This window comes from Dactylosporangium sp. NPDC051087, assembly GCF_055586325.1.
In genome coordinates this window covers 17,731-43,254 of record NZ_JBVJIJ010000051.1, presented here as the reverse complement: position 1 = coordinate 43,254, position 25,524 = coordinate 17,731, and the positions used below count along the sequence as shown (strand labels likewise).

General features: G+C 69.8%; 24 protein-coding genes. 6 read left to right on the top strand and 18 right to left on the bottom strand.

Translation table 11 applies throughout. From position 1 onward, the window contains the following. Positions 1-2 precede the first annotated feature (2 nt). The 8 genes from ACZ6TV_RS51820 to ACZ6TV_RS51785 are packed head-to-tail and all read right to left on the bottom strand — an operon-like array spanning position 3 to position 9,274. A complete protein-coding gene (locus ACZ6TV_RS51820; RefSeq protein WP_465308530.1) occupies positions 3-209 on the bottom strand; it encodes a DeoR family transcriptional regulator in 207 nt (68 codons plus the stop codon). After that, positions 206-1,075, bottom strand: a complete 870-nt coding sequence (locus ACZ6TV_RS51815; RefSeq protein WP_465308528.1) for a carbohydrate ABC transporter permease — start codon at positions 1,073-1,075, stop codon at positions 206-208. Before ACZ6TV_RS51815 ends, ACZ6TV_RS51820 begins: the two co-directional genes overlap by 4 nt. After that, positions 1,072-2,037: a carbohydrate ABC transporter permease gene (locus ACZ6TV_RS51810; protein ID WP_465308526.1), complete on the bottom strand. Its 966-nt coding sequence runs from the start codon at positions 2,035-2,037 to the stop codon at positions 1,072-1,074. Before ACZ6TV_RS51810 ends, ACZ6TV_RS51815 begins: the two co-directional genes overlap by 4 nt. 56 nt (positions 2,038-2,093) lie before the next feature. Then, entirely contained in the window at positions 2,094-3,440 is a 1,347-nt protein-coding gene (locus ACZ6TV_RS51805) for an ABC transporter substrate-binding protein (RefSeq protein ID WP_465308524.1), read from the bottom strand. After that, positions 3,437-4,633 carry a family 1 glycosylhydrolase gene (locus ACZ6TV_RS51800; protein WP_465308522.1) on the bottom strand — a complete coding sequence of 399 codons (1,197 nt, stop codon included), beginning with the start codon at positions 4,631-4,633 and terminating at the stop codon, positions 3,437-3,439. The genes ACZ6TV_RS51805 and ACZ6TV_RS51800 overlap by 4 nt, the downstream gene beginning before the upstream one ends. Then, positions 4,630-7,251 carry a glycoside hydrolase family 2 protein gene (locus tag ACZ6TV_RS51795; protein WP_465308520.1) on the bottom strand — a complete coding sequence of 874 codons (2,622 nt, stop codon included), beginning with the start codon at positions 7,249-7,251 and terminating at the stop codon, positions 4,630-4,632. The genes ACZ6TV_RS51800 and ACZ6TV_RS51795 overlap by 4 nt, the downstream gene beginning before the upstream one ends. Continuing rightward, positions 7,248-8,273, bottom strand: a complete 1,026-nt coding sequence (locus ACZ6TV_RS51790) for a Gfo/Idh/MocA family protein (RefSeq protein ID WP_465308518.1) — start codon at positions 8,271-8,273, stop codon at positions 7,248-7,250. The genes ACZ6TV_RS51795 and ACZ6TV_RS51790 overlap by 4 nt, the downstream gene beginning before the upstream one ends. After that, positions 8,270-9,274, bottom strand: a complete 1,005-nt coding sequence (locus tag ACZ6TV_RS51785) for an alcohol dehydrogenase catalytic domain-containing protein (RefSeq protein ID WP_465308516.1) — start codon at positions 9,272-9,274, stop codon at positions 8,270-8,272. The genes ACZ6TV_RS51790 and ACZ6TV_RS51785 overlap by 4 nt, the downstream gene beginning before the upstream one ends. Before the next feature lie 174 nt (positions 9,275-9,448). Between ACZ6TV_RS51785 and ACZ6TV_RS51780 the strand changes: the two genes are divergently transcribed. Beyond that, on the top strand, positions 9,449-10,492 hold the full coding sequence (locus ACZ6TV_RS51780) for a LacI family DNA-binding transcriptional regulator (RefSeq protein WP_465308514.1): 1,044 nt from the start codon (positions 9,449-9,451) through the stop codon (positions 10,490-10,492). 25 nt (positions 10,493-10,517) lie between these two features. Here ACZ6TV_RS51780 and ACZ6TV_RS51775 read toward each other — a convergent pair whose 3' ends face one another. Together ACZ6TV_RS51775 and ACZ6TV_RS51770 are read right to left on the bottom strand one after the other, a co-directional pair. Continuing rightward, entirely contained in the window at positions 10,518-13,154 is a 2,637-nt protein-coding gene (locus ACZ6TV_RS51775; protein WP_465308512.1) for a glycoside hydrolase family 30 protein, read from the bottom strand. Positions 13,155-13,599: 445 nt separating this feature from the next. Further along, positions 13,600-15,453, bottom strand: coding sequence for a CHASE3 domain-containing protein (locus tag ACZ6TV_RS51770; protein WP_465308510.1), 1,854 nt, complete (start codon positions 15,451-15,453; stop codon positions 13,600-13,602). Positions 15,454-16,244: 791 nt separating this feature from the next. On the opposite strand from ACZ6TV_RS51770, the gene ACZ6TV_RS51765 reads away from it, so the two are divergent. The 3 genes from ACZ6TV_RS51765 (at position 16,245) to ACZ6TV_RS51755 (ending at position 19,494) form a co-directional block, all read left to right on the top strand. Beyond that, a complete protein-coding gene (locus ACZ6TV_RS51765; protein WP_465308508.1) occupies positions 16,245-16,952 on the top strand; it encodes a hypothetical protein in 708 nt (235 codons plus the stop codon). A gap of 1,134 nt (positions 16,953-18,086) precedes the next feature. Next, the gene (locus tag ACZ6TV_RS51760; RefSeq protein WP_465308506.1) at positions 18,087-18,593 is read left to right on the top strand and encodes a DUF1269 domain-containing protein; all 507 of its coding nucleotides are present in this window, start codon (positions 18,087-18,089) and stop codon (positions 18,591-18,593) included. 700 nt (positions 18,594-19,293) lie between these two features. Continuing rightward, positions 19,294-19,494, top strand: a complete 201-nt coding sequence (locus ACZ6TV_RS51755; RefSeq protein ID WP_465308504.1) for a GntR family transcriptional regulator — start codon at positions 19,294-19,296, stop codon at positions 19,492-19,494. Positions 19,495-20,224: 730 nt separating this feature from the next. Here ACZ6TV_RS51755 and ACZ6TV_RS51750 read toward each other — a convergent pair. The 8 genes from ACZ6TV_RS51750 to ACZ6TV_RS51715 all read right to left on the bottom strand — a co-directional run bounded on the left by ACZ6TV_RS51750 (position 20,225) and on the right by ACZ6TV_RS51715 (position 24,691). After that, a complete protein-coding gene (locus tag ACZ6TV_RS51750; RefSeq protein ID WP_465308502.1) occupies positions 20,225-20,416 on the bottom strand; it encodes a CsbD family protein in 192 nt (63 codons plus the stop codon). Between the two features lie 173 nt (positions 20,417-20,589). Further along, positions 20,590-21,831 (bottom strand): YihY/virulence factor BrkB family protein, encoded by a 1,242-nt coding sequence (locus ACZ6TV_RS51745; RefSeq protein ID WP_465308500.1) that lies wholly within the window; start codon positions 21,829-21,831, stop codon positions 20,590-20,592. Then, on the bottom strand, positions 21,795-22,304 hold the full coding sequence (locus tag ACZ6TV_RS51740; RefSeq protein WP_465308498.1) for an ATP-binding protein: 510 nt from the start codon (positions 22,302-22,304) through the stop codon (positions 21,795-21,797). The genes ACZ6TV_RS51745 and ACZ6TV_RS51740 overlap by 37 nt, the downstream gene beginning before the upstream one ends. A 202-nt stretch (positions 22,305-22,506) precedes the next feature. Further along, on the bottom strand, positions 22,507-22,809 hold the full coding sequence (locus ACZ6TV_RS51735) for a hypothetical protein (protein WP_465308496.1): 303 nt from the start codon (positions 22,807-22,809) through the stop codon (positions 22,507-22,509). Positions 22,810-22,922: 113 nt separating this feature from the next. Beyond that, the gene (locus ACZ6TV_RS51730; protein WP_465308494.1) at positions 22,923-23,195 is read right to left on the bottom strand and encodes a DUF4235 domain-containing protein; all 273 of its coding nucleotides are present in this window, start codon (positions 23,193-23,195) and stop codon (positions 22,923-22,925) included. Next, positions 23,192-23,560, bottom strand: a complete 369-nt coding sequence (locus tag ACZ6TV_RS51725; RefSeq protein WP_465308492.1) for a DUF3618 domain-containing protein — start codon at positions 23,558-23,560, stop codon at positions 23,192-23,194. Before ACZ6TV_RS51725 ends, ACZ6TV_RS51730 begins: the two co-directional genes overlap by 4 nt. Further along, a complete protein-coding gene (locus ACZ6TV_RS51720; protein ID WP_465308490.1) occupies positions 23,557-23,928 on the bottom strand; it encodes a phage holin family protein in 372 nt (123 codons plus the stop codon). Before ACZ6TV_RS51720 ends, ACZ6TV_RS51725 begins: the two co-directional genes overlap by 4 nt. 316 nt (positions 23,929-24,244) lie before the next feature. After that, positions 24,245-24,691, bottom strand: a complete 447-nt coding sequence (locus ACZ6TV_RS51715) for a DUF948 domain-containing protein (RefSeq protein WP_465308566.1) — start codon at positions 24,689-24,691, stop codon at positions 24,245-24,247. Positions 24,692-24,973: 282 nt separating this feature from the next. Here ACZ6TV_RS51715 and ACZ6TV_RS51710 point away from each other — a divergent pair, with 282 nt between their 5' ends. After that, positions 24,974-25,177: a hypothetical protein gene (locus ACZ6TV_RS51710; RefSeq protein WP_465308488.1), complete on the top strand. Its 204-nt coding sequence runs from the start codon at positions 24,974-24,976 to the stop codon at positions 25,175-25,177. Between the two features lie 51 nt (positions 25,178-25,228). Beyond that, positions 25,229-25,381, top strand: a complete 153-nt coding sequence (locus ACZ6TV_RS51705) for a hypothetical protein (protein ID WP_465308486.1) — start codon at positions 25,229-25,231, stop codon at positions 25,379-25,381. The last annotated feature ends 143 nt before the right edge of the window (positions 25,382-25,524 follow it).

The following is a 25,524-nucleotide window of genomic DNA, read 5'->3' as shown; positions in this document are numbered from 1 at the left end:
CCCTAGGACCGCGGCAGGTCGCGGACGATGCCGCCGTGGACGCGGCGGCCGACGCGGGTGGCGACGTGGTCGCAGTCGCGGTTGGCGGTGGACTTGGACACGTGGAAGTGTTGCGCCACCTCCCGGACGGTGACCGCGCCGGCGGTCAGGACCTGCTCGACGATCCACCGGTAGCGCAGCTCCGGCAGGACCGTGATGGCGCCGGTCATCCCTTCACGCTGCCGGCGAGCAGGCCGCGGACGAAGAACCGCTGCATCGACAGGAACACGATCAGCGGCAGGAGCATGGAGACGAAGGCGGCGGCGGACAGCAGGTACCAGGCGCTGCCGCGGCTGCCGGCGAGGTTGGCCAGGGCGACCGTCATCGGGTTGGTGCCGGGGGTGTTCGCGAAGGTCAGGGCGACCAGCAGGTCGTTCCACACCCACAGGAACTGGAAGATGCCGAACGCGGCGACGGCCGGCACGAGCAGCGGGGCGAGGACCCGCATGAAGATCTGCACGTGGCCGGCGCCGTCGACGCGGGCCGCCTCGACGAGCTCCTTCGGCAGGCCGCGCATGAAGTTGTGCAGCAGGAAGATGGCCAGCGGCAGTGAGTAGACGGTGTGCGAGAGCCACACGGGCCAGTAGGTGCCGGCGAGGCCGGCGTCGACGTACAGGTTGAGCAGCGGGATCAGGGTCACCTGGATCGGCACGATCTGCAACGCGAAGATGAGCACGAACAGCGTGTCGCGGCCTTTGAAGTCGATCCAGGCCAGAGCGTAGGCGGCGATGAGCGCGATGGCGAGCGGCGCCAGGACCGACGGGACGGTGATGACGATCGAGTTGACGAACGCCTGGGACAGGGACCGGCCGGAGGTCTGGCTCTCCAGGACCTGCCGGTAGTTGTCGAGGGTGAACGTCGTCGCGGTCCACCAGCCGGTCCGCTGGATGTCGGCCTGCGGCCGGAACGACGTGACGAGCAGGCCCGCGGTCGGCAGGGTCCACAGCACGGCGATGACGACCGTGGCGAGTGAGGCGAGCGGCGACGACAGCCCTTTGCGGGCCGCGGCCGAGCGGCTGGAGATGGCTTGCATCATGCCCCCCACCGGCGCAGTTGCCGGATGTTGTACAGGATGACCGGCAGGACGAGCACGAAGAGGAGCACGGCGAGCGTCGAGCCGAGGCCCTGGTTGTCGGAGCGGAAACTCTGCGTGTAGAACTCGTTCGCCACGACGCTGGTGTCGAACTGCCCGCCGGTCATGGTGCGCACGATGTCGAAGACCTTGAGCGTCCAGATGGCGATCGTGGTGAGCACGACGATGATCGTGGGCCGGATGCTCGGCAGGGTGATGTTGCGGAACAGGCCGATGCCGGAGACGCCGTCCAGCTGCGCCGACTCGATGATCTCCACGGGGATCTCCTTGATGGCCGCGGAGAGCACGGTCATCGCGAACCCCGCCTGGATCCAGATCATGACGACGACGAGCAGCAGCGTGTTGAGCGGCGCGTTGATCAGCCACTGCTGCGGGGTGCCGCCGAGCGCGACGAGCAGCTGGTTGAGCAGCCCGATCTGGGCGACGCCGGGCAGGTCCGGCCGGTATTCGTAGACGAACTTCCAGATGATCGACGCGCCGACGAACGAGATCGCCATCGGCAGGAACACCAGTGCCTTGGCGAAGGACTCGAACCGGCCGCGGTCGACGAGGACCGCGTAGACGAGCCCGACGGCGGTCGCTGCCAGGGGTGACAGCAGCACCCAGATCGCGGTGTTGCGCAGTACGTGCAGCTGCTCGGCGGAGCTGAAGACACTGATGTAGTTGTCGAGGCCGACGAACTGCCGGCCGTGCGCGTCGAACAGCGACTCGTAGCCGGTGCGCAGGGCCGGGTACACCACCGCGACCGCGAGACCGAGGACGGTCGGGGCGAGGAACAGCCACGCCAGCCTGCGGTCGGCGGCCGGGCCGTTGAAGCGCCCGGCCAGGAGCAGGATCACCGCCACCACGAGGGCGAACGCCCCGAGGCCGAGGGCGAGCTGGCCCAGCTTCGCCACAATTTCCATGCGTTTCCTCCAAGAGGGCGCGGCGGCCGTGGGGTGCGGCCGCCGCGCCGACGGCGCTACTTGGGCCAGGCCGCTTCGATGGCGTCGAGGGTGGCTTTGGTGGACTGCCCGGTGACCCAGTTGGTGCCCTGCTTCCAGAAGGCGTTGGTGCCGACGGCGCCGGGCATCTGGTCGGAGCCGTCGTACCGGAACACCGACTTCGGGTCCTGCAGGATCTGCGCGGACAGCTTGTCGATCGGGTTGGTGAGCCTGCTCGCGTCCATGCCGGTGTTGGCGCTGATCCAGCCGCCGCCGGGGGTGCTCGCCACCTTCTCGTTCGCCCACGTGTCGGAGGCCAGGAACGCCTGGAACGCCTGCACCTCGGGCCGGTCGGAGAACGCGACCACGAACTCGCCGCCGCCGAGGACGGGCTTGCTGGTGTCGTCCTTGCTCGGGAAGTAGAACGCGTAGATGTCGCCGTCGGGGGCGACGGTGACGCCCTTCGGCCAGTTCTGCGCGTAGAACGAGCCCTGCCGGTGCAGGCTGCACTGGCCCTGCAGGATCGGCAGGCCGGCGTCCTGGAACTGGGTCGACGCGACGCTCTTCACGTCACCGAGGCCGCCGTTGACGAAGGCCGGGTTCTTCAGGTATTCGCCGACGGCGTCGAGCGCGCCGGTGGCCTCGGGGCCGTTGAACGGGATGGTGTGGTTGACCCAGTCGTCGTACGCCTTCGGACCGGACAGGCGCAGCATCATGTCCTCCATCCAGTCCGTCACCGGCCATCCGGTCGCGTCCCCGGAGCCGATGCCGACGCACCACGGCTTCTGCCCGGTCGCGGCGATCTTCTCCGACAGCGCCTTGAGCTCGTCGAGGGTCTTCGGCACCGCGTACCCCTTGGCCTTGAACTCCTTCGGGGAGTACCAGACGAAGGACTTCACGTTGGCGCCGAGCGGCGCCCCGTAGACCTTGCCGTTGACGGTGACGTAGCCCTGCCAGGACTCGCTCCAGAACTTCTTCAGGTTGGCCACGACAGCGTCAGGGGCCGGCACCGCCTTGCCGGTCTCCACGAGCTGCTTGACCAGCCCGGGCTGGGCGAAGATCGCGAGGTCCGGCGGGTTGCCGCCCTTGATGCGCACCTGGACCTGGGTGTCGAACTCCTTCTCGCCCTGGAACTCGACCTGGATGCCGGTGCAGCGTTCGAAGTTCTTGTAGGAGTTGATGTGCGGCTCGTCCTCGGGCGCGACGATGCCGGAGTACAGCGACACCGTCTTGCCCTTGAAGGTGCCGTACTGCTGGTACGCCTCGCAGCCGGCGGTGCCCTGGGCGGTGTCACCGGCGGTGTCGGCGCAGGCGGCGAGCAGAAGGGCGGCGGTGGCGATGCTGAGCACGCGGCTGAGAACGCGGATGGGGGGTGTCCGTCTCATGGTTGCCTTCCTTGACAGAGTGCTTGAAAGACGTCGAAGAGCTCGTTGGGCCGGCGGGGGAAGCCGCCCACGTCGTCGACGTCCAGGGTCACCAGGCCGAGCCGGTGCAGGTGGTGCTCGACCGGGTCGAGCGCCTCCCGGTACTGCCAGCGGATCTGGTCGAAGAACGGCCACCAGATGTAGCCGGCGATCTCGACCTCGGAGCGGAGCCGGTGCAGCAGGGCGACGGAGTCGCGCAGCCAGGCGGCGCGCTGCGCCATCGTGCCCTCGTAGCTGGTCTCGGTCACCATGACGGGGACGCGGTAGCGGGCGGCGGTCTCGCGGATGAGTTCCTCGAGCCCGGCGACGCCGTCGTCGCGTTCCTTCGCGGTGCCGTCCTCGTGCACGAGGGTGGACCACATCGGGTAGTAGTTGATCCCCATGACGTCGGGGGCGGCCGGGTTGTCGGCGAACCAGGCCAGGTCGTCGTCGGTGAAGCCGTGCTCGCGCAGGTAGCCGAGCAGCGGGTGGCCCTCGCCGACCATGCCGTTGACCAGGTCGCCGCACAGCCACCGGCGTTCGCCGAGGATGCCGGCGTCCCCGGACGGGTAGCGGAAGGACGCCTCGACGTGCACGAAGGTGGCGTTGCCGCCGGTGGCGTCGGCGATCGCCCGCTGCGAGCCGACGATCCCCTTCGCGACCGCCCGCATCAGCTGGAGGTAGCCGTCGTGGCCGGTGAGGTACGGCGGCCAGGTCCCGGACTCGCCGCACAGCCGCGCGGTCCACTGCGGCTCGTTCAGCGGGGTCCAGGCGGTGAGCCGGTCGCCGTAGCGTTCGGCGAGCGCGAACGCGTACTCCGCGACGGCCTGCGGGTAGCGGTGGTTGACGAAGTGGTTGTCGAGCCATTCGGGGGTGCCGTAGTGCACGAGGTCGACGATGACCTCGAGGCCGAGCTCGCAGAGCCGGTCGACGACCCGGTCCGCCCACGACCACACGAACGTCCCGGGCGCGGGGTTGATGCGGTACCACGGCAGCCCGTACCGGACGGTCCGCGCGCCGGACGCCTTGACCAGGTCGAGGTCGCCGGCCCAGCGGGTGTAGTGCTGGGTCAGCTCGTACTCGTCGAGCTTGCGGCGGCCGAGCGCGGTGTGCGCGATGAACGTGTCCTCGATGCCCACGCCGAGCCGCAGCACGCCGTCGGAGAACTGGTTCACGATGCGGCTCCGATCAGGTCGGCGAGGGTGGCCACGGCGGTCGGGTCGTCGCGCAGGACGGCGTCGACGAGCGGCAGCTGGCACAGCCACAGCCATCCGTCGTGCACCGGCAGCGCGGCGACGATGACGCCGGTGAGCCGCCCGGGGAGGGGCTTGTAGACGCCGAGCACGGGGCGGTGCGGCCAGTCCCGCCCGTCCAGGGACGTGTAGACGACGTGCGCGGTGACGCTGAGCAGTTCGGTGGTGACGACCGTGCCGGGTGGCACCGCGGACAGCACCGCATCGCCGGTCGTGAACACGTTCGGCAGCGAGCCCCATTCGGTGGCGAGGTCCTTGACGGTGGCCGGGACCGGCAGGTGCGCGGCGCCGTCGACGCCCTGGGCGAGGACCAGCACGTTGCGCCCGGCCCGCAGGGCCGCGTCGACCAGCGGCCCGGTCGCCGCCGACAGGGCGCCCTCGCCGACGACGAGGCACCCGTCGGCGCCGGCCCGTTCGCCGGCCGCGTTCAGAGCTTGCTCGTCCGCCGCCGAACCCAGCAGCTGGACGGGGTGCGCCGCCCGTGGCCTGGCGAGGACCTGCACGGGGTAGCGCTGTTCGACGGGGTCCGCGCCGGGTGCCGTCCAGGTCACGGTCAGCTCGTGCGGTCCGGGCCGGGCCGGCAGCGGCACGGTCACCGGGTGCGGTGCCGTCGGCGCGTACGCCGGCAGGTTGAGGGTACCGCTGACGCCGTCGACGGACCATTCGCCGGTCACCGTCGCGGGCGTGTCGTTGGAGACGACGACCGACAGCGCGACGCGCTCGCCGGCGAAGCCGTTCCAGGCGTCGTCGTCGTGCAGGACGATCGGCAGCGTCGGCCGGCAGGCGGCGGCGACCTGGCGGATCGCCGGGTCCTTGCCGCCGCGGTCGAGGTCCCACAGCCCGTTGTACTCGTGCGGCACGTCGGTGAGCTCGGTGAGGCACCAGCCGGCGATGCCGGGCGTGCTGCGGAACAGCTCGATCTGCAGCCGGTCGGCGATGCCCTGATACCGCTGGGTCCCGGCGACGAAGTCCGCGGCGGTCCCGGGCCACGGCAGCGCGGCGATGTCGGCGGCGAGGTGGGCCGGCCACCAGAACGGGGTGTCCTGTGTGGACGGTTCCAGGGACGGCAGGCCCCAGTCGCCGAACTCGCTGACCAGCAGCACCTTCCCGGGCACGGGCGCGGTGGCGCTCTTGGCGCGCAGGGCCGCGAGATACTGGCGGCTGAGCCGCCCGTACCAGTGCGCGGTCAGGATCGGGCTGCGGAAGACGTGCTCCGGGCCGGGTTCGATGTAGTCGTTCTCGATGACCGGGCGGGTGCCGTCGAGGTCGGTGACGAGGTTGTACAGCATCCGCGCGAACCGCTCGTAGCCGGCGGTGGCGCGCACGTCCCGGTCGGTGTTCTCGGCGCCGATCTCGTTCATCGCCGACCACAGCACGACGCTGGGGTGGTTGCGGTCGCGCAGGACCTGCTCGGCGGCGGCCGCGGCGCACGCCCGCGCGAGAGGGCCGGTGTCGTCCAGCTCGCCGACCGCGATCGGCTCGGCGATCGGCAGGTCGCAGTGCACGAGCATGCCGAGCTCGTCGCAGACGTCGAGGTAACGCGGCTCGAACGCCTTGATGTGCAGGCGCAGCATGGTGAGCCCGATCGCCTGTGCGGCGCGGACCTCCCGCTCGATCTGCTCGCGGGTGCCCTCGGCGTAGAGGGTGTCGGCGCGGAAGCCCTGCACGAGCGCGGCCTGCACGCGCAGCGGCGCGCCGTTGAGCAGGATCCGGTCGCCGTCGACGGTGACGGTGCGCACGCCGAAGCGGACCTCGGTCCCGTCGCAGGCGAACCCGTCGGCGAGGACCACGAACCGGGCGTGGTGGAGCACCGGCGACGCCGGCGACCACCGGTCGAGGCCGTCGAGCCGCGGGTGCAGGGTCACCTCGGTGTCGGCGTGGCCGGGGACCATGACCTCCTGGCGGGTGACCCGGCCGTCGACGGTGCACTCGACGACTGCGGTGACGCGCTCGCCGCGGTTGCGGACGCGGACCTTCGCCTCGGGGCGGGCCGGGTCGCCGTTGACGAAGGCGTCCTGGAGGGTGACGGCGCCGTGCCGCAGGAGGGTGACCGGCTGCCAGATGCCGCCGTAGGTCAGGTACAGGCTGGGCGGGCTGGGGAACAGGTCGTTCTTCCAGCCCTGCTTGCCGTGCGGGCCGCGCGGGTGCTCGGGCGAGTCGCCGGGGATGTCGAGGACCCGGACGGCGACGACGTTGCGCCCGGCCCGCAGCAGGCCGGTGACGTCGACCTGGAACGGGGTGTACGCACCGGCGTGGTCGCCGGCCCGGACACCGTTGACGTACACGGTCGCCTCGTCCATGACGGCGTCGAAGGCGAGGGTCCAGAAACCGTCGGCGTCGGCGAGGTCGAGCTCCCGGACGTACCAGGCGACACCGCTGAGCTGCAGGTGTCCCTGCGCCTCCCAGAGACCGGGCACCTGGATGGTGCCGAGGCCGGCCGGGGACGGCGGGAGCGCGTCGGCGGTGTCCCCCGGGTGGAAGCTCCACGTGCCGTCGAGGCTGAGCACCGAGGTGCGGGCCTCGTGGTCGGCGATGGTCACGACGGTTCCCCGGCTGGGCTCTCGGCTGGGACCTCGGCGGGGACGTCCACCCGGCGGCCGGTCTCGAACGACTCGATGACGGCCATCGCCAGGGCGAGGGCGCGGCGGCCGGCGCGGGCGGGCACGGGCGGCTCGGCGCCGGCGCGCAGCGCGGCGAGGACCGCGTCGACGTGCCGGTCGAAGGTGAGGTGGAACTGGCGGGCGGTGTCGTTGAAGTAGCCGGCCTGCCACACGTGACGGGTCTCGTCGCCGACGGACTGCAGGGTGAGCCGCGCGACGGTGTCCTCGATGAGGGCCCGACCGGCGGTGCCGTTGAGCTCGATGAGCTGGGTGCCCGAGTACGCGTAGGACGAGTCGTAGCTGCCGACGAGGCTGCCGACGGCACCGCCGGCGAACCCGAGGGCGACGGCCAGGGTCGTGTAGACGCCGGGGCGGGTCTTGTCGGTCAGCTGCGCCGCGACCGAGGTGATCGGCCCGCACAGGTGCTCCAGCATGTCGAACCCGTGGCACTGGGTCTCGATGAGGTTGGCGTGCGGGGACGTGCCGAAGTTGGGTTCGCCGCCGAAGCGCCAGGTGGCGAAGACGAGCTCGCCGAGCGCGCCGTCGGCGATCGCCTGCCGGGCGCGCAGCACCGGCTCGGCGTAGCGGTGGTTGAAGTTGATGCCGAAGAACAGGTCGCGTTCGGCCGCCTCGGCGATGAGCGTGTCGGCTTCGGCGAGGTCGAACACGAGCGGCTTCTCCACCAGCAGCGGCACACCGAGCCGGATCAGCTCCAGGGTGGGCTCGAAATGGCCCTCGTTGGGCAGGCTGACGGTGATGAGGTCGGGGCGTTCGGCCTCGACCATGGCGGTGAGGTCGGTGTAGGGCCGGGTGCCGTACGCGGCGGCCCGGTCGGCGGTGCGCCGCTCGGTGCGGCCGGCGATCGCGACGAGGTCGGTGTCGGGGCGCTGGGCGAAGATGCGGGCGTGCTGCTCGCCCCAGCCGCCGGCGCCGACGACCGCGACCCGCAGGCGGGCGGTCACCGCTCGTCCTGCGTGACGACGACCTTGCCGGTCTCGCCGCCCAGGAACAGCTCGAACGCCGCGGCCAGCTCGCCGGCCGGCACCCGGTGGGTGATGATCCGGGACAGCTGCGGCAGGTGGGCCTGCAGCAGCTCCAGGTTGGCGGCCATCTCGGCGTAGGCGAAGTACTCGCTGCCCATGACGGTGCGCTCGGGGGCGATGAGGTCGGCGGAGACGTCGAGGGTGAGGCCCTCGCCGTGGCCGACGCAGGCGAGCACGCCGCGCTTGCCGAGCACGGCGACCGCGGTCTGCCGGGCGCTCTGCTTGCCGGTGGAGTCGATCGCGGCGTCCACGTCGGTGATCGTGACGGGCCGGGTCGCGTCGACCGGGGTGGCGCCGAGCTCCTCGGCGAAGGCCAGCCGCCACGGTGAGACGTCGCTGACGTAGACGGGGACGTCGGCGCCGTAGCGGATGCGGGCCATGACGAGGACGCCGAGGCCGATCGGGCCGGCGCCGGCGACGTAGAGCGACTCGACGTCGTCGCGCATGCGGTGGATCCGGCTGAGCGCGTGGCCGCTGGTGCCCATCACGTCGAGCAGGAGGGTGGCCTCGGCGGCGGAGACGGTGTCCGGCACGGCGAAGAAGTTGCTCTCGTGCACGATCTCGTAGGGGCCGTAGCCGCCGTCGGCGGTGAACCCCATGTCGTTGCGCTTGGCGAGGCACTGGTTGGTGTGGCCGAGGCGGCAGCTGCGGCAGGTGCCGCAGTAGTCCATCAGGAACACGGCGCCGCGGGTGCCCTCGGCGACCGTGGTGCCCTCCCCCGCCGCGACGACGGTCCCGGCCGCCTCGTGGCCGGGCACGACGGCCGAGCCCGCGAACCACTGCTCGCGGTCGGTGCCGCAGATCGCGTTCGCGCCCACGGCGAGCAGCAGCTCGCCCGGACCGGGGTCACGGTACGTGTGCTCACGGAGTTCGATTTTTCCTTCGCCGACGAATGCCGGCGCTATCGCGGTGCGGGGCATGTGCGCCTCCCTTGGTCTTTGCGTTGTAGCACGTCAGCGGTGTTTCGCCGGCATTTCCCACGATCACTTCCCCGGCGTTTACCACGTGGCAGAGAAAGTTTTACCACGTGGCAGAGAAGCTGTACAGTGGCTCCACGAGCAGTCGCTCTCTGCAGCCTTTTCCAGAAACGGTGGGTGTCCGCGTTGGCCGTGACGCAGGAGGACGTGGCGCGCCGGGCCGGCGTGGCGCGCAAGACGGTGTCGAACGTCATCAGCGACTACCCGCACGTCAGCGACCGCATCCGCAAGAAGGTCCTCGCCGCCATCGAGGAGCTGGGCTACCAGCCCAACCGCGCCGCGCAGAACCTGCGCTCCGGCCGGTCCGGCATGATCGGTCTGGCCGTGCCGGAGCTGGACGTGTCCTACTTCGCCGAGCTCACCCGGCTGGTCGTGCAGGCCACCGAGCGCCGCGGGCTCACCGTGCTCATCATCCAGACGTTCGGCGACCTGACCCGCGAGCACGCCTCCCTCAACGGGTTCGGCCACCAGCGGCTCATCGACGGGCTCATCTGCAGCCCGATCGCCAGCAGCGGCGAGGACATCCTCAACCGCGGCGGCGGCTTCCCGGTCGTGCTCCTCGGCGAGCAGGTCTCGGTCGCGCCGGACCACGCCGGCATCGACCACGTCGGGATCGACAACGTCGCCGCCGCCCGCACCGCCACCGAGCACCTGCTGGCGCTGCCCCGCAGGCGGGTCGCGTTCGTCGGCGCGAGCCGCAGCACCGACTCGCACATGGCCGACCTGCGCCTCGCCGGCTACCGGCAGGCCCTGGCCGCGGCCGGCGTCCCGCTGCGCCCCGATCTGGTGTTCAGCGTCAACGGGTATCATCGCCGCGACGGCGCGGAGGCGGGCCGGCGGATCCTCGCCCTGCCCCCCGAGGAGCGCCCCGACGGCGTCTTCTGCGCCAACGACCTGCTGGCGCAGGGGCTGATGCGCGCGCTGCACGACACCGGCTACCGCATCCCGCACGACGTGGCCGTCGTCGGCTTCGACGACATCGATGAGGCGACCTACAGCATCCCGTCGCTGACGTCGGTCTCCCCCGACAAGGCCCAGATCGCCGAGACCGCCGTGGCACTGCTCCTGGACCGGGTCAACGGCAGCGACGAGGCCGACCACGACACCGTCACCGACTTCTCCCTGGTCGTGCGGGAGAGCACCGCGGGACCGCGCCGCTGAACGCGCGGCGCGGCCCCATCGTCCTTCAGCTGACCGCGATCGACCGGTAGTTGGCCTTCACGTCCTCGGTGACCGCGCCGACCTGGCAGTTGCTCAGCGCCGCCGTGCGGGACGGCTGGGCCACCCCGTCGAGCTTGAACGTGAACGTGCTGCCGGTCTTCGTCACGGTGATCGTGTGCGGCACCGCCGGGTTGAACCCGCCGGGCAGCGCCTGGATGCCCGACCAGCCCAGGTCGGTCCCGCCGACCAGCACGTGCGACACGAACGCGTTGTTCACCGGGTCGATCCACGCCTGCACGTAGTTCAGGTCGTCGGTGTAGCAGCCGTAGACGCCGTACTTCGGCGCCGCCGTGGTGCCGGCCGCGACCCGCCGCACCGCCGCGCTGAGCGTGTAGTCACTGGTCCGGATGCCGGCAGCGCCGTAGATCGAGCTCCAGCCCGAGCCCAGCGACGTCGACTCGAGGCTCTGCGGCGCGGTGACGACCCAGTTGCCGCGCACCGCCTTGCCGCCGTAGACGTTGCCGGGGTTCGAGCCGAACCGCGCGTCGCCCCACTCCAGGCGGTCCAGCACCTGGGCGTTGGTGAACTCGGCCGCGGTGTCCTCGGTGACCAGGCCGATCTGGCACCCGCCGCTGATCGCCACGGTCCGCGACGGCTGCGCGACGCCGTCGAGCGCGAACCGGAACGTGCCGCCCTGCCGGTCGACGGTCAGCTTGTGCGCGACGCCGGTGTTGAAGCCGCCGGGCAGCGCCTGCGTCCCGGACCAGCCCAGGTCGGACCCGCCGAGGCGGGCGTGGGAGACGAACGTGTTGTTGACCGGGTCGATCCACGCCTGCACGTAGTTGTCGTCGTTCTGGTAGCAGCCGTAGACGCCGTACTTCGGCGCCGCCGACGTGGTGCCGGCGGAGGTGCGCCGCACGTCGACGCTCACCGAGTAGTCCGCGAGGCGGGTGTCGGCGCCGCGGTACAGCGAGCTCCAGCCCGAGCCGAGGCTCGTCACCGTGGCCGCGGTGGCGCTGGGCAGGCTCCACGCCCCGCGGACCAGGCCGCCGCCGTAGATGTTGGCGGCGTTGGTGCCGCGCACCGAGTCGCCCCAGCCGTGCCGGCCGCCGCTCGTGCCGCCGGACCAGGTGAACGTCACCATCGCCCCGGCCGGGATCGAGTACGAGAACGACTGCCCGCCGCTGCGCACCTTCGTCGTGGCGGCGGACCCGCCCCGGTTCCAGGCCACGACCGCGCGGGTGCCGTCCGGGTTGAGGAACGCCACGTCCTGGACGTTTCCCGCGCCGAAGCTGGTGGACGCGATCCGCTTCGCGCCCGGCTTCACGAACTTCGCCAGGTGCCCGGTCCAGTAGTAGCTCGGCCGGTACGTCGCCGCGCCGGTCGCCTGGTCGATCGTGACGAGCGGCTGGATCGGGATGCCCGGGTGCGACGCGGAGTCGCAGATGTTCGCCGCCCCGGTGTGGTACGGCCCCGACGTGGTGTCCAGCGCGACGTTCCACGCGATGATCGACTGGGCCCAGTTGCGCGGCCCGTTGACGAGGATGTCGCGGAAGTCGGTGTCGGTGCAGTACGGCGCCAGCTCCGACTGGTAGATCGGCTTGTACGGGAACCGGTCGTGCATGACGCCGAGCTGGTCGGTCGTCCCGCAGTACCCGTGGAACGAGGACCCTTCCGTCTCCGCGTACGCGGCGGCGTTGTTGAACACGTCGGTCGGGTACGTGGCGTCGAAGCAGACCATGTCACCGGCGAAGATGCGCGGCTGGAGCCCGGCGTTGTAGAGCTTCGGCGCGAAGTGGTTGGTGATGAAGTCGATCGACTGCGCCGCGCTGAGCACCATCGTGTTGTACGTGTTGCCGGTGGTCGGCTCGTTCTGCGCGCTCGTCGCCCAGATCGGGATGCCCCGGGCCTGGTACGCCTGGATCGCCTTCACCAGGTAGTCGGCGTAGAGGCCGTAGTAGGTGGACAGCAGCGTGCCCGGGTAGCAGTCCTGGCAGGCGGCCTTGAGGTTGTTGTTGTCCTTCATCCAGGCCGGCGCGCTCCACGAGGTCAGGTTGACCTTGATGGCGGGGTTCACGGCCAGGGCCTGCTGGATCATCGGCACGATCGTGGCGTCGTCGTGCGCGACGCTGAAACTGGCGAGCGAGGTGTCGCCGGCGACGTCGTCGTAGGTGTAGTAGCCGCCGACCGTGCTGATGAAGTCGGTGGAGCCCATCGGCTGGCGCAGCATCGACAGGCCGATGCCGGTCGAGGTGCTGAACAGGCCGTTGAGCACCGCGGAGCGCTGAGTGGCGTTCTGTTTGGTGGCCATCAGCCACGCCGACGAGTCGGTGAAGGTGGCACCGAAGCCGGTCATCGTCTGGTACGTGCGCTCGTCGTCGACGTCGATGGTGAGCGGGTTGGAGCCTGCGTCGGCGGCGAAGGCGAGCGAGGTCTGCGGGGTCAGCTTGCTGGCCAGGTCACCGGTGGTGAGCCAGACGTTCACGGCCTGCCCGTCGGCATAGGCGGGGGTGGCGGCCTGCATGCCGGCGGCGGCGAACGCGGCGCTGACGACGGCCGCCGCGACGGCGCGGCGCCGGTTTCTGGCAGAGGTCCGGGCGGGGGTCTGAGCAGGGGTTTGAGCAGGGGTTTGAGCAGGGGTCTGAGCGGGGTGTCGAGCCATGCACGTGCTCCTCGGCTGGCGGGGCTCATGGTTCAGGACAGCGTGATGTACCACGTGGCAGAAGATTTACCACGTGGTAAGCCACGTGGCAAGAAGCTCGAGGAGTCCACTGGCAACCGTCGTCGGCCCGGGGGCTCATGCACGAGCGGTCGGCTTGAGGTGTAGTGGTGGGGAACGGACGGCGTCGCGGGCGGCTCCTGCTCGCGCCGTAGTAGCGGCGACCGTTGCTGCTACAGCGGCGCCGCGGTCTCAGCGGTGGTCGCGACCCGGGGGACGATACCGCAGGGAAGAGGCGAAATAGCCGGTCAGTGCCGGCGCTCCGTCGTCCCGACGGTTTACGTCGTTGCGTGGGGCGGCCCGGTGCTGGATCGAAGAGCTCTGGTCGGCTGCTTCGGCGGGCATGGGGGTGGACGAGACAGCTGCCGCGGGCGGTATGGCAGCCGACTTAGCTCGGTGCCGGTGGTGCTGGCTGATTGTCGGCATGGTTCGGGTCGAGGGGGATGGTGAACCACAGAGTGGTGCCTCGGCCTGGTTGGCTGGCGATTCGGCTGCTGCCCCCGAGGGCGGTCGCTCGGTCGGTGAGCCCGCGGATGCCGGAGCCGGCGTCCAGGTCGGCGCCGCCGATGCCGTCGTCCTTGATGCGCAGCCGGAGGACGTCTTCGTCGGCGGTGGCGTCGACGCGGAGGTGTGCGGCGTGGGCGTGTTTGACTGTGTTGGTGAGGGCCTCGGCGATGATGTAGTAGGCACTAGTTTCGATGTTCGGTGGAAGCCGGTGTGGTAGCTGGATATGCAGTTCGGCCGGAACCGGTGAACGACGGGTCAGGGCCTCGACGGCCGGCGGGAGGCCGCGTTCGGTCAGGATGACCGGATGAATGCCGTGGGAGAGCTCTCGCAGATCGTTGATAGCGCCTGCCAGGTCTTCGGTGACCGCGGCAAGGTCGCCTGCCAGCTCCCGCGGTTCGGCGGGAGTTTGCGACCGGATCCGGCGCAGGTCCAGGAGCAGGGCTAGGAGCCGCTGCTGGGTGCCGTCGTGCAGATCGCGTTCGACTCGGCGGCGTGCCTGGTCGCTGGCTTCGACTATACGGACGCTGGCGGCGGTCAGATCGGCGCGCGCCTGCAGGTTCGCGACGGCCACACCGACGAGATCGGTGAACTCGGCCGTGCGGCTAACGTCGTCCTCGCAGATTTGTTCCTCGCTCGCCGCCATGACAATCAGCACCCCCCACAGGCTGTTCTGCACCACGACGGGTGCGCCCACGGAAACACGGATCCCATACCGGGATAGGAACGGGTCAGGCACAGTGGTGCCCTCGCCGACGCGGGTCCACCAAGGCTGCTGCCGGGCGTAGACGTGTACGGCGGCGCCGTCCGCCGGCAAAACGGTGCGGGCGCCGACCACGATGGGAACGTCGTGTTCGCTCCAGGCCCCGACGACGGTCGCGTCGCCGTCAGGCTCGTACCGCAGCAGCATGGTCACGTCAGCGTGGAGGGCCTTGCCGATCTCCTCGGTGACCGCACCGAACACCGCGTCGGCCGGCGCGGCGCGGGCCACCAGCGTCGCGATCCGCCGCAGCGCACGCTGCTCGGCGACGAGCCGGTTGAGATCGTCACGATGCGATTCCAGCGACGTCGCCATGGCGTTGAACGAACGCTGCAGGATGCCGATCTCGTGCGGTCCGTCCTCGGGCATCCGGGTAGACAGGTCGCCGTCAGCCAGCTGATCGGCCATCCCGGCTGCCGCACCGAGCGGCCGGACAATCTCACGGTTCACAAATGCCGCGAACAGCAGCACGACCAGCACGGATCCGGCCAGTCCGGCGCCCGCCACCAGTCGTGCCCACATGGTGTCGGTATCGGCGTGGGCGGCTTGCTGGTTCGCGTCGCTCAGCTCATCTGCGGTGAATCGTGCGAACTGCGCATGGATGGCATCGAGTCGCTGTTGTTCATCGAGCAACTGACCAGCGTCGGGGGACGCGCTGAGACCACCGGTGCCCGCCATCGTCGATCCCGGTTCCTCGGCCACGTACGTCGCAATCTGGTCGTTGAGCTGCCGGACGCGTTCCTGCTGCCGTGGATCGTCGGAGACGTGCCCTTCGAGCTGTGCGGACTGTGACGGGATCGCCGCCCGGGCCTGCTGCCACGACAGCATGAACCGTGGTTCGTGTGTGATGACGAAGCCGCGTTCGGCGTTCTCCATCGACAGCACGGAGGTCTGCAACTGCCCGGCGATGATCAGCGCCGCCTGTGAGCTGCGCGCCGACTGGACCTCCCGGTCCAGCCTTGCCACGACCGCCAGCATGGTCACCAGCGTTGCACTCAACGCCATCGTGCACGCCAGGCACAACACCATTACCCGGCGGTTTAGCCCAACGCTGACGAGCGCAGGCCGTCGTAACTGATACCAGCAACCCCCAGCGTGCGCCTTCACCCGGTCTCCGTTCAGCACGCCATCGCCGATGGACAGCAGGGAATGCACCTGCTGGAGGCGGTGACGTCACGACGATCGATGGCATCTGTCAGCTCAAAACGAGCCTACTACCAGGAAAAAGGGTGTTTCTACCAAGCGCCACGACGCGACAGGGCGACGATCCCGGTGACGTTCGTCCTGGATCCGGAGGGATGTGGCGACTGACGCTCCTCTGATGCTGTGTCCGCGACGTTGCCGGGGTGTCGCGCAGCGGCGCCAGGCATGCTGTTTGCCGGGTCTCGGGCCGGGTAGCGGGTGAGGTTCAAGCATGCCACCGCGAGTTCGGACCGCCGCGCCGTCGACGCACCTGCGTGGGTCGTCATTTTCCTGCCAGTCATGTAATCGGTCGCTGGCAACCGTGTCATACCTGAACCGGTGTCACAGCTGGTGTGTGGACAGACCGGCGTGCCGTCATCTGCGTACTGAGCCCCTGGGAGGGGATCATGAGCAACAACTTCGACCCCGACTCCACCGACGACCGGAACCCGAGGGGGTCGCGTGACTTGCGCTCGACCACGAGCGATCGCGACGCTCGCCGGCGGCCAGGTGGCCGTAGCACTCGGCGACCCGGCAATCGGGGCGAGATCGACGATCGGGCGTCGGACCTGGACGATCGCCGGGGCGTGGACCGGGAGACCGTCGTCGACCACGAACCCTTCGACGATCGGCCTACAGCCGGGTCCCGGGACACCAGGTCCAGGGCGAGCGGCGAAACCGACACCGATGCCCGGGCGGCGGACCTGGACGATCGCCATGGTGTCGATCGCGCGGCTGTCGTCGCCTTGGAGAAGGAGCGGTATGGAGGTGTCAAGGTCGGCGCGGCGTTCTTCGGATGGCTCACCGCCATCGGCATGGCGGTCCTGCTGACGGCGCTGCTCAGCGCGGCCGGAACTGTCATCAGTCTCGCGACCGGCACCGACCTCGGCGCCGCAGCCCAGGCCGCCCGGGCCACCCAGGGAGCCGAGACGATCGGCATCGTCGGTGTGATCGCGCTGCTGGTCATCACGTTCATCGCCTACTACTGCGGTGGTTACGTCGCCGCTCGGATGGCCCGGTTCAACGGCGTCAGGCAAGGCCTCGCCGTCTGGCTCTGGGCGGTGGTCATCGCCGTCGTTGTGGCCGTTCTCGGCCTGGTGGCCGGCAGCCAGTACGACGTGCTCGCCAAACTCAACAGCCTGCCCAGGGTGCCGGTCAATGAAGGCACCGTGACGACCGCAGGCGTCGTCGCCCTGGTCGCCGTCGCCGTCGTCAGCCTCATCGGAGCCATCCTCGGTGGACTCGCCGGCATGCGGTTCCACCGCAACGTAGACCGCGCCGGCCTCGGCCGCTGAACACCACCTGTTCGACAACGGCTTCCGGGTGGTCAAGCGGATCGACCGGCCCGAGAAGAACTGGAGTTCTCCGCCGCCGACCTCCGCGAGCGGTAGAGTTGGGATGCCTGCCAGTCGACGTTGTCGGCGTTCTCCGCCGTGCTGGCGCGCATTCAGCACGGCCTGGACCCACTGGTACTTCATCCCGGCCGGACACAAGTAGTTCTTGGCCCGGCTCGCCGCGGCGGCGGTCATTACTGACACGCTCATCACGCTCGACCCGCAGTGCCCGACGTTCGACCCTGCGCCCGGCAACTCCGGGAGCGGACGGCTTTGCTCAACGGGCATAGATGGCGGTGCAGGCGGTATGCCACGAGCCAGCGACCTCGATGCCTTGTTCGACGTGGATCTGGCCGCTGTCGATGTGGATCACGGTCCACCATGGGCGCCCCGCAACCGCACGCTCGTCGCCGTGTCGGCCACCACCTCGACCAACCCGCGATCGGCTGCCAGACCCGGGTGCCAGGTCGAGGCGGCGGCCGGCCGGTGCGTGTGACCGGTCGGTACCAGATCGACGCCCGCCGCGGCGGCTGCCCGCAGCACCTCGCTGGCGATGCGGGCAGGGCCGCGCACGGGCGGCGGATGGTGAAGCGCCAGGGCCGGACCGCGCCTGGCGCTGCACCATCCGCCGTCCAGCGCGGCACGACCTGCGCCCCGAGCACGTTGGGCCGAACACCAAACGTGATCTACTCGCGGGCGGGCAAATGACGCGCCGATACCGTTGGACGGCCGGCCGCACGAGGCCGGCCACCGTGACGATCGGGAACCGTCATGGCCCACCCAAGGTACGACCGGCCTCGTCTCCCACACTGCGCGCGGTGCGTCCGGGCGTGCTCCCCCGGTCCGGGTGAGGGGCGGCCCGGCCCAACATCACCGGCGAACTGCCGGCGGGTCCATGTGCCGCTGTGACCGTCACTCCAGGCGGGCGAGGCACTGCGGCACCGACCCGGCGAGCGTTGTACGTGGCGCGGCGCGAAGGCGTCGACCAGGAGCTGCATGCCCAGCGAGTCCGCGTCCGACCGGGTTGCAAACGAAGCATTAAAACGAGGCATTAAGAGGGTTCTTCCGCTGATCGACCCATCGAAAAGAGCACGTATGAGCGAGATGATCGCCATCGAGTACAGCGACGTCGCCATCGCAAATGCCGCCCGTCAGAAGATCATGGAGCTGTGCCGGCAGGGCCTGATTGAACTGCGTGACGCCGCTGTCGTCGAGGTCAACGCGGGCGGCAAGATCGAGGTGCAGCAGGCGGCGCCCGCGACCAGCGCGGGCACGGCCAGCGGCGCCATGTGGGGTGGCCTCATCGGGCTGCTGTTCTTCGCCCCGTTCCTCGGCATGGCCATCGGCGCCGGCACCGTTGGGCTCGCTGGACAGTCCGTCGACATCGGTGTCGACGACTCGTTCATTGAAGACCTCGCCTCAACCCTGCGGCCGGGCGCCGCAGTCCTGTTCCTGCTCGTCGACCAGATCACCACCGACAAGGTGCTCGCGGAGCTGGCGCCGCTGCAGCTCGGCGGCCAACTGCTGCGCAGTTCCCTGAGTCGCGAGGCGGAGCAATGCCTCACCGACGCTGTCGACGCTGCCCGTCTCGCCCACGTCTGACGCAACCGCCTGACTCGGCCTGGGAGATCCGCAGCTTCACCAGCATGGGCTCCACGTCACTGATACTGCTCCGACACCGCCACAGATGCCCGACCGCCATCCCAGCGAGCACGCCGAACAGCACCAACACCGCGACGCTCGACGCCGAATCCGCGACGACACCCCACCGTCGCGTCCGCCGTCGGAAAATGGTCGACCGCGTGCCCGCTGGCCCGTCCCCGAACGTGGCGGCGTTCAGACGGGCGGTGGTGGGGCGAGGTCGGGTTGGCTGCGGGCGAATTCTGGTTGGCGGCGCCGTTACAGGGCCAGATGACGAACTGCGTGTTGTTGGCGGCGCCGTGCCCGAACACGTCGAGGCATTTGCCGGAGCCGCCGTTGATGACCGCGCCGTCCCAGCGCAGTTGTCATTGCTGGACGGCGGAGTCTCAGATCTGCACCGTGGTGCTGTCGGCGGTGGCGCCGCCGGCAGCTTCCAAGCACTTGCTTGTGTCCCGGGACTTCCTGCGTCATCACCGTAACGCCACTACTGAGTACCTGGGCCCTCAAGATGGACCTCGCCGAGCGGCACCGCGATGACCGGGAGGTAACACCGGCGGCAAGACCGAGTTGATCGCACAACTGAGCGCTACGGCACATCGGTGGGCCGCGTCTCGACCTCCACCTCCTTCACCATAAGGCCATGTGGCCCTAGTACAAAAAGGTGAACTTTGACTCCTTGAAGGCAGGTGGCGTCCTGTACCTGGCGGTTGCCGACGCCCTTCGCGTGCACGTCCTCGACGGCGTCTACGCCGCCGGGACTCGGCTGCCGAGCGAGCAGGATCTGGCCGTCGAGTACCGATGCGGACGCGACACCATCCCTGCGACGCGCTGGACGTCCTGCGAGGTGAAGACCTCATCGTGAAGGAACGTGGCCGCCGTGCAACCGTCGTCCCGGCCCGGACCTTCGAGACCCTGCCGTGGACGCTCGGTGCAACGGTGCGAGCGCGGATGCCGACGCGACCTGAACTGGGCGGTCTGGGCTGCCGTGCCTCTACTCCGCTGCTCGTAGTGATAAGCAGCGATGGTGCGGCTCACCTATACGCGGCCGACCGCATCCAGCTACGCGCCACACCGCGAACGCAGCGGCATCCAGTAATACAAAACGGCCCCTTGCGTGCTGTCCTCAACGCACCTCTCGCCGTTGTCCACCGTTGCCATGCATCTGGACGTTGTAGTGATCAACATGGACCGGCGCTGCCGAGCGGCATGCGGTGCAGTGGCGCGTTGGCGCAGGCGTGGGGGGGGGGGGGGGGGGGGGGGGGGGGGGGGGGGGGGGGGGGGGGGGGGGGGGGGGGGGGGGGGGGGGGGGGGGGGGGGGGGGGGAGGAGGGAGGGGGGGGGGGGGGGGGGGGGGGGGGGGGGGGGGGGGGGGGGGGGGGGGGGAGGGTGGGGGGGGGGGGGGGGGGGGGGGGGGGGGGGGGTGGGGGGGGGGGTGGGTTGGTGGTTTTTTGGGGGGGGGGGGGGGGGGGGGGGGGGGGGGGGGGGGGGGGGGGGGGGGGGTCGCACCCTGGGCCCCCCCCCCCACGCGTCGTGTTGCAGGTGATCCACAGCTGACATGGTGGGGTGTTGCCCCCTCGCAGCTGCCGAGGGGGTTCAGCTGAGGGCGTCCTTGACGTCGTGGGCGGCGTCCTTGACTTTGTCACCGGCCTGCTTGACGTTAGCGGCGGCCTGGTCTGCCTGGCCTTCGGCCTGCAACTGTTCGTTGTCCGTGGCGTCGCCGTAGCGTTCCTTGGCCTCGCCCGCGATTTCCTCGGCCTTGTGTTCGACCTTGTCACCGAAACTCATGCTGCCTCCCAGGTCGTTGTTGTCCGGCGCTTCGTCCGGCTGTGACCGGTCGTGCGCCTGCCGGTATGAGGATGCCCGCAGTACCGCACAGCGAAACGGGACACCATCTAACTCCGCGAGCTGCTGGTGTCTTGCACCTCGAGCGAAGACCCGCGGCCGGACCGAAGCTTGCCCTACTGGTCGTTGCGGGGGTTAGGGTCCGCGTCCGTGTCCTCTTTGGATTCGATGTCGAGTTTGCGGGTGTCGCGCAGTTCCACATACGGCTCCTCGGTCTCGGGGTGGCCGGCCTGGATGGCGCGGCTGCGCTGCAGCTCGGCGTCGAACTCCGCGCCGAGCAGGATGGCGATGTTGCTGATCCACAGCCAGATGAGGAAGACGATGACGGTGGCAAGGCTGCCGTAGGTCTTGTTGTAGGAGCCGAAGTTCCCGACGTAGAACCCGAACCCGACCGACGCGACCAGCCACAACAGGACCGCGAGGACGCTACCCGGGCTGACCCAGCGGAACCCGCCGTGCTTGGCGTTCGGTGAGGCCCAGTACAGCAGCGCGAAGAGCAGGCTGACAATGATCACGAGAACGGGCCACTTCGCGATACTCCATGCCGTCACTGCGGCGCCGCCGATGCCGATGGCCTTGCCGGCCTGTTCCGCAACGGGCCCGGTGAACACGACGAGGACCGCTGCGATGGTGAGCAGGACGCCGGTGGCGAGGGTGACACCGAGCCGGATCGGCAGGGTCTTCCAGATCGGGCGGCCCTCGGGGACGTCGTAAATCGCGTTGGAGGCTTGCATGAACGCGCCGATGTACCCGGACGCCGACCACAACGCAGTCGCAAGGGACACGATCGCGAGGATGCCGGCGGTGCTCTGCTGACCCTCCTGCAGGTTCCGGGCAGCGTCACCGAGCAGGGTGCTGGTCGAGCCGGGCACGACACCACCGACGTTGTCGATGACCTTCTGCACGGTGTCTTTGCCGAACAGGCGAAGTACGGTGACCATGAGCAGCAGGCCGGGGAAGATCGACAGGACGCCGTAGTAGGTGAGGGCAGCGGCCCAGACGGTGATGTTGTCGTCGGTGAACTCCTTCACCGTCCGCTTCAAGATCTGCGCGTAGGACTGTTTTGGTAGCGCGCTGAGCTCGTCCGGGCCCTGCTGCGCGGTGGGCTGTTTCGGTAACTGGTCCGGCTCGTCTGCCTGGGTCCGGCCCTCTTCGCGCCGCTGGCCGTGACCTTCAGCTGCGTCGTGGCCTGCCGGATCTTGCTGCCTGTTCTTGTCCACCATGTCGACCTCCCTGCCTGCGAGCGCTGGTTCATCCATGCCCCGGCTTCGCCACCCACAATCGCGCCGCCCGCTGGAACCGCCGGACCGGCCGATCAATCTCAGGTGATGGCAGGCCGCTGGATGGGCAGTTCGCACCAGACGTCCTTGCCGCTGTCGGCGCGATGATCGAAGCCCCAGCGGGAGGAGATCGCCTGAACCAGCAGCAGGCCGCGGCCGTGATCGATCAGTGCGGTCGGGTCGGCGGTGGTGTGCTCGTACGGGATGGGTGCTGCGGTGTTCCGGTCGCGGACGGTGACCCGCACGGTGGGCGGCAGGCAGTGTAGGTGGACTTCGTGCAGGCCGTCGCCGTGACGTACAGCGTTGGTGCACAGCTCGCCGAGCAGGAGCTCGACGTCATGGGCGAGGTCGTCGCTCACTGGATGCTCGAGCAGTTCCGGCAGCGTGTGGCGGGCCCAGTCCCGCGCCGCGACGGTGGCAGTGAGGTCCCTGCCGTCCGGCGGCTGCCACCGCACCGACCGGCCCTGATCGCGTTGATACGGCGGCTTACGCGGCTCTGGTACCAGCGGCCGAGGCAGGTCGACATCGTCCGAATCGGGTCTGGCATCCACCGGCGCTCCCTCCTTCGTGGCGACGGCAGCCTTGGTTGAGGGGTTCCCGGACAGGCCGGCAACCATTCGCGAACGAGAGGACTTATCTGCATCACGATCCCGCGTGGTGTGCCGCGCTCAGGGTTCCAGCTAGGAAAACACCAAGGAATGGGTCCGGCCGCCGCGATGAACGGCGGCAGCCGGACCCATGTGGGGCGGTGCGTCAGGCGTCCGGGTCGGAGGCCTTGGTCAGGGCGTGGCGCCGCCGCGCCGGCTTGTCGGCGGTCGACGCCGTGGCGTTCTCTGCGGTGTCTTGGGCGGCCGTGGCCGCCCCAGTTACTGCCGGTGCCGGCGAGGCGTCGGCGGACCCGAACAGGTTGGTGAGGGCTGTGAGCGCCTGCCCAGCTGTGGGGTTGGCCCGCACGAGCCGGGCGTTGGCAACGATCTGGTCATACTTGGGACGGCCGGCACGGGTGCCGAGGACGTATCCGGTGGCAAGACCCGCCGCCAGCCTCAGCAGTCGCAAAACAATCTCCTGAGGAATCGGCCGGCGGCGACGATCCGGACATCTACTGTCCGGCAGGAAGCTGCCAGATGACGCGCATCAAAAGGTGCGGCAGGCTTCGGCGAGGTCGCGGGTCAGCCGGGCCAGCGGCCGGTGGCCTTCCGCACCCCGACCGCGCCGCCCCGGTCGACGGCAGCCTTGACCACCGCGAAGATCGCACCCTGCAGCGCAGCGGCGAGGAGGACCTCACCCCAGCCGCGGTCCTCGTCGGTCGCGTTCGGCGCGTCGTCGTCATGCCCGACCAGCTTCCACACCTGCTTGAAGATCAGCCCGGCAGCCATCCCGGCACCCGCGCCGAAGAGTAGCCCCACCGGCTTGTAGGCAACCTTTGCGGCCCAGCCGCTCATGACCGCCGCTGACGCAGCAGATAGATCGCCAGCCCGACCGCCGCCGCACCCACCACCAGCGCGGCGAGGGGCACCGGTCGGCGGACCTGCGCGGATAGGTCCCCGTCGCGGACCTTTTCCCGGACCGTCGCTGCCGCGCTGCCCGCTTTGTCCGATACCGTGGCGGCCAGATCCGCTGCCTGGTCCCGGACCGTGCTCAGCTTCTCCTTTGCCGCGTCGGTCGCCTGCCCGACAGCTTCCTGCGCGCGGGCCTTCACATCCGTCTTCGCGGCGAGCGCCTCGACCGTGTCACCGAGGTCAGACCTCGTATCGGCGATCTGCGCTCGCAACGCGGCCGGGTTGGTAGGCGTGTCAGCACTGCTCATGAGGTTCGTCCTTCCCGGACCGCGGTCTTGACCGCGTCCACGTCCTGGTTGAGACTCGTCACCGTCTTCTGCGGCACCAGCGGCCCGACTGCCTGCAGCTGCCGCCGTCCGATCAGGGCCACGATCCCGGCTGCGGCGAACACGATCACCATGACGACCAGTACAGCCAGCCACAACGGCCACACCAGGTCCAGGACGACCACGGCCAGGACCAAGGCCAGGCCTAGCCCATAGACGGACAGGACCGCGGCACCGCCGAACAGGCCGCCGCCGACGCCGGCGCGTTTGCCTTTCTCCGCCAGCTCAGCCTTCGCCAGGGCCAGCTCGGCCCGGACCAGCGTAGAGATCTGCGCGGCCGCCTGACTCACCAGGTCTCCGGTCGACGCGCTGCCCTCGTATTGCTGTTGTCCAGATCCTGCCGCCCCAGATCCTGCCGCCACAGCACTCACCGTCCTCAACTCGCCCGCAGGGTTTCCCGCCCCGACCGGTAGGCAAACACCGTCCGTGGCACGGCAGCCGGCGATAGCACCGGCAGTCGCCCCACCTTGCTGTCGCTTCGCGACGAGGACTACACCGGTGTGTCTCGAGGACGTTCTTTCGCGTGCCCTGATCAGGTGCGGTACCAGGCGAAGGATGCATGCCGGTCCTGCGCGGCCGGGCGAGAGAGACCTCCGGCTGCGCTGGTCAGCTGTGTCGGCGCCGCTGCTTGACCTGTTCGCGGGTTTCGGCTTCGTCGGCGGCGTGGCGCCGGTTGCTGACGGCTTTACGGATGCCGTACCCGAGCGCGGCGACCTTCGCGAGCGGGTTCGCGGCGGCGGCGCTGACCACAGTGGACAGGTTCGCGACGTTCGCGCTGACGTGCGAGACGTTCTCGGTGATCGTGTCGATCCGGGCGAGTTGCATGTTCACCCCGTCCAGGGTGGTGTGCACCTGCGTCAGGGCGGTGTTGACGTTGTCGATCGAGGCGTTGGCACGTTCCAGCATCGGTGTGGTCCGGTCGACGGTGTCACGCACCGCGGCCGTGGCGGCGTCGACCGCGTGCCGCAGGCGCAGGATCGGCACGGCAAGAACCAGCACGAGCACCACGAACCCGCCCGACGCCACCAGCGCGGCGATACCGCCCAGGGACACGGTCATGCCCGTTCCTCCTCGCCGAAGCAGGGATGCTCAACGGACGCACCCTAACCGCCCAGAGCCGCCGCCGCGCGCTGAGCAGCTGCGCAGCCTGGGACCGACTGTCCGTTCAGACGGTCCGCCCTTGCCCGGTCGTGCCACGCACATCGCCAGGCGCCTTCAGACACAAACGGAACGTCTGAGTAGTTTCGCCCGGATTCGACCGGAGTATTACATAACGTAGGCTCGTCGTCACAACACGAGGGGGTTGTGATGCGCACTACCCAGCGAATCATTGCCATGGCCGGACTGGCCCTGGCCGCCGGCGCCGTCATCGGCATGAGTGCCACCGCAGCCTCGGCCGCCACCGTCCAGGACGGCAAGAGCACCGTCGCCCAGCCCCGCCCAGGCGGCAACGACAACCCCGGCGGCAACGGCAACGGCCGGGGCGGGGACTGGCGCGGCAATGATGGCCGTAGCGGCCGCGTCAACGACGGCAGCTGACACGAAGGGTGGGACGGGCACCGCAGCGGCGGCTGGGTCCAGTCCTGGACCGTGCGGTCGTTCCAGAACAAGAAGAGCTGCAACTTCGCCGGCTGGATCGGCGAGACCCGCGGCGCCTGGGACGACTACGACTGCTACCACGGCGGCCGCAACGGCAAGTACGTCCTCGTCGCCCACGAGTACGGCGGCCGCCGCCACCGCTAACCCCGAGACCGCCGGTGCGGACACGACGTGCCCGCACCGGCATCCACGTCCCCGTGGGGGAGACGGACCCCCGTCGGGTGGGAAGGAGGGGGCTGGAGCCAAAACAAAACAGGAAAACGGAAAAATAGAAACACCCGAACCCT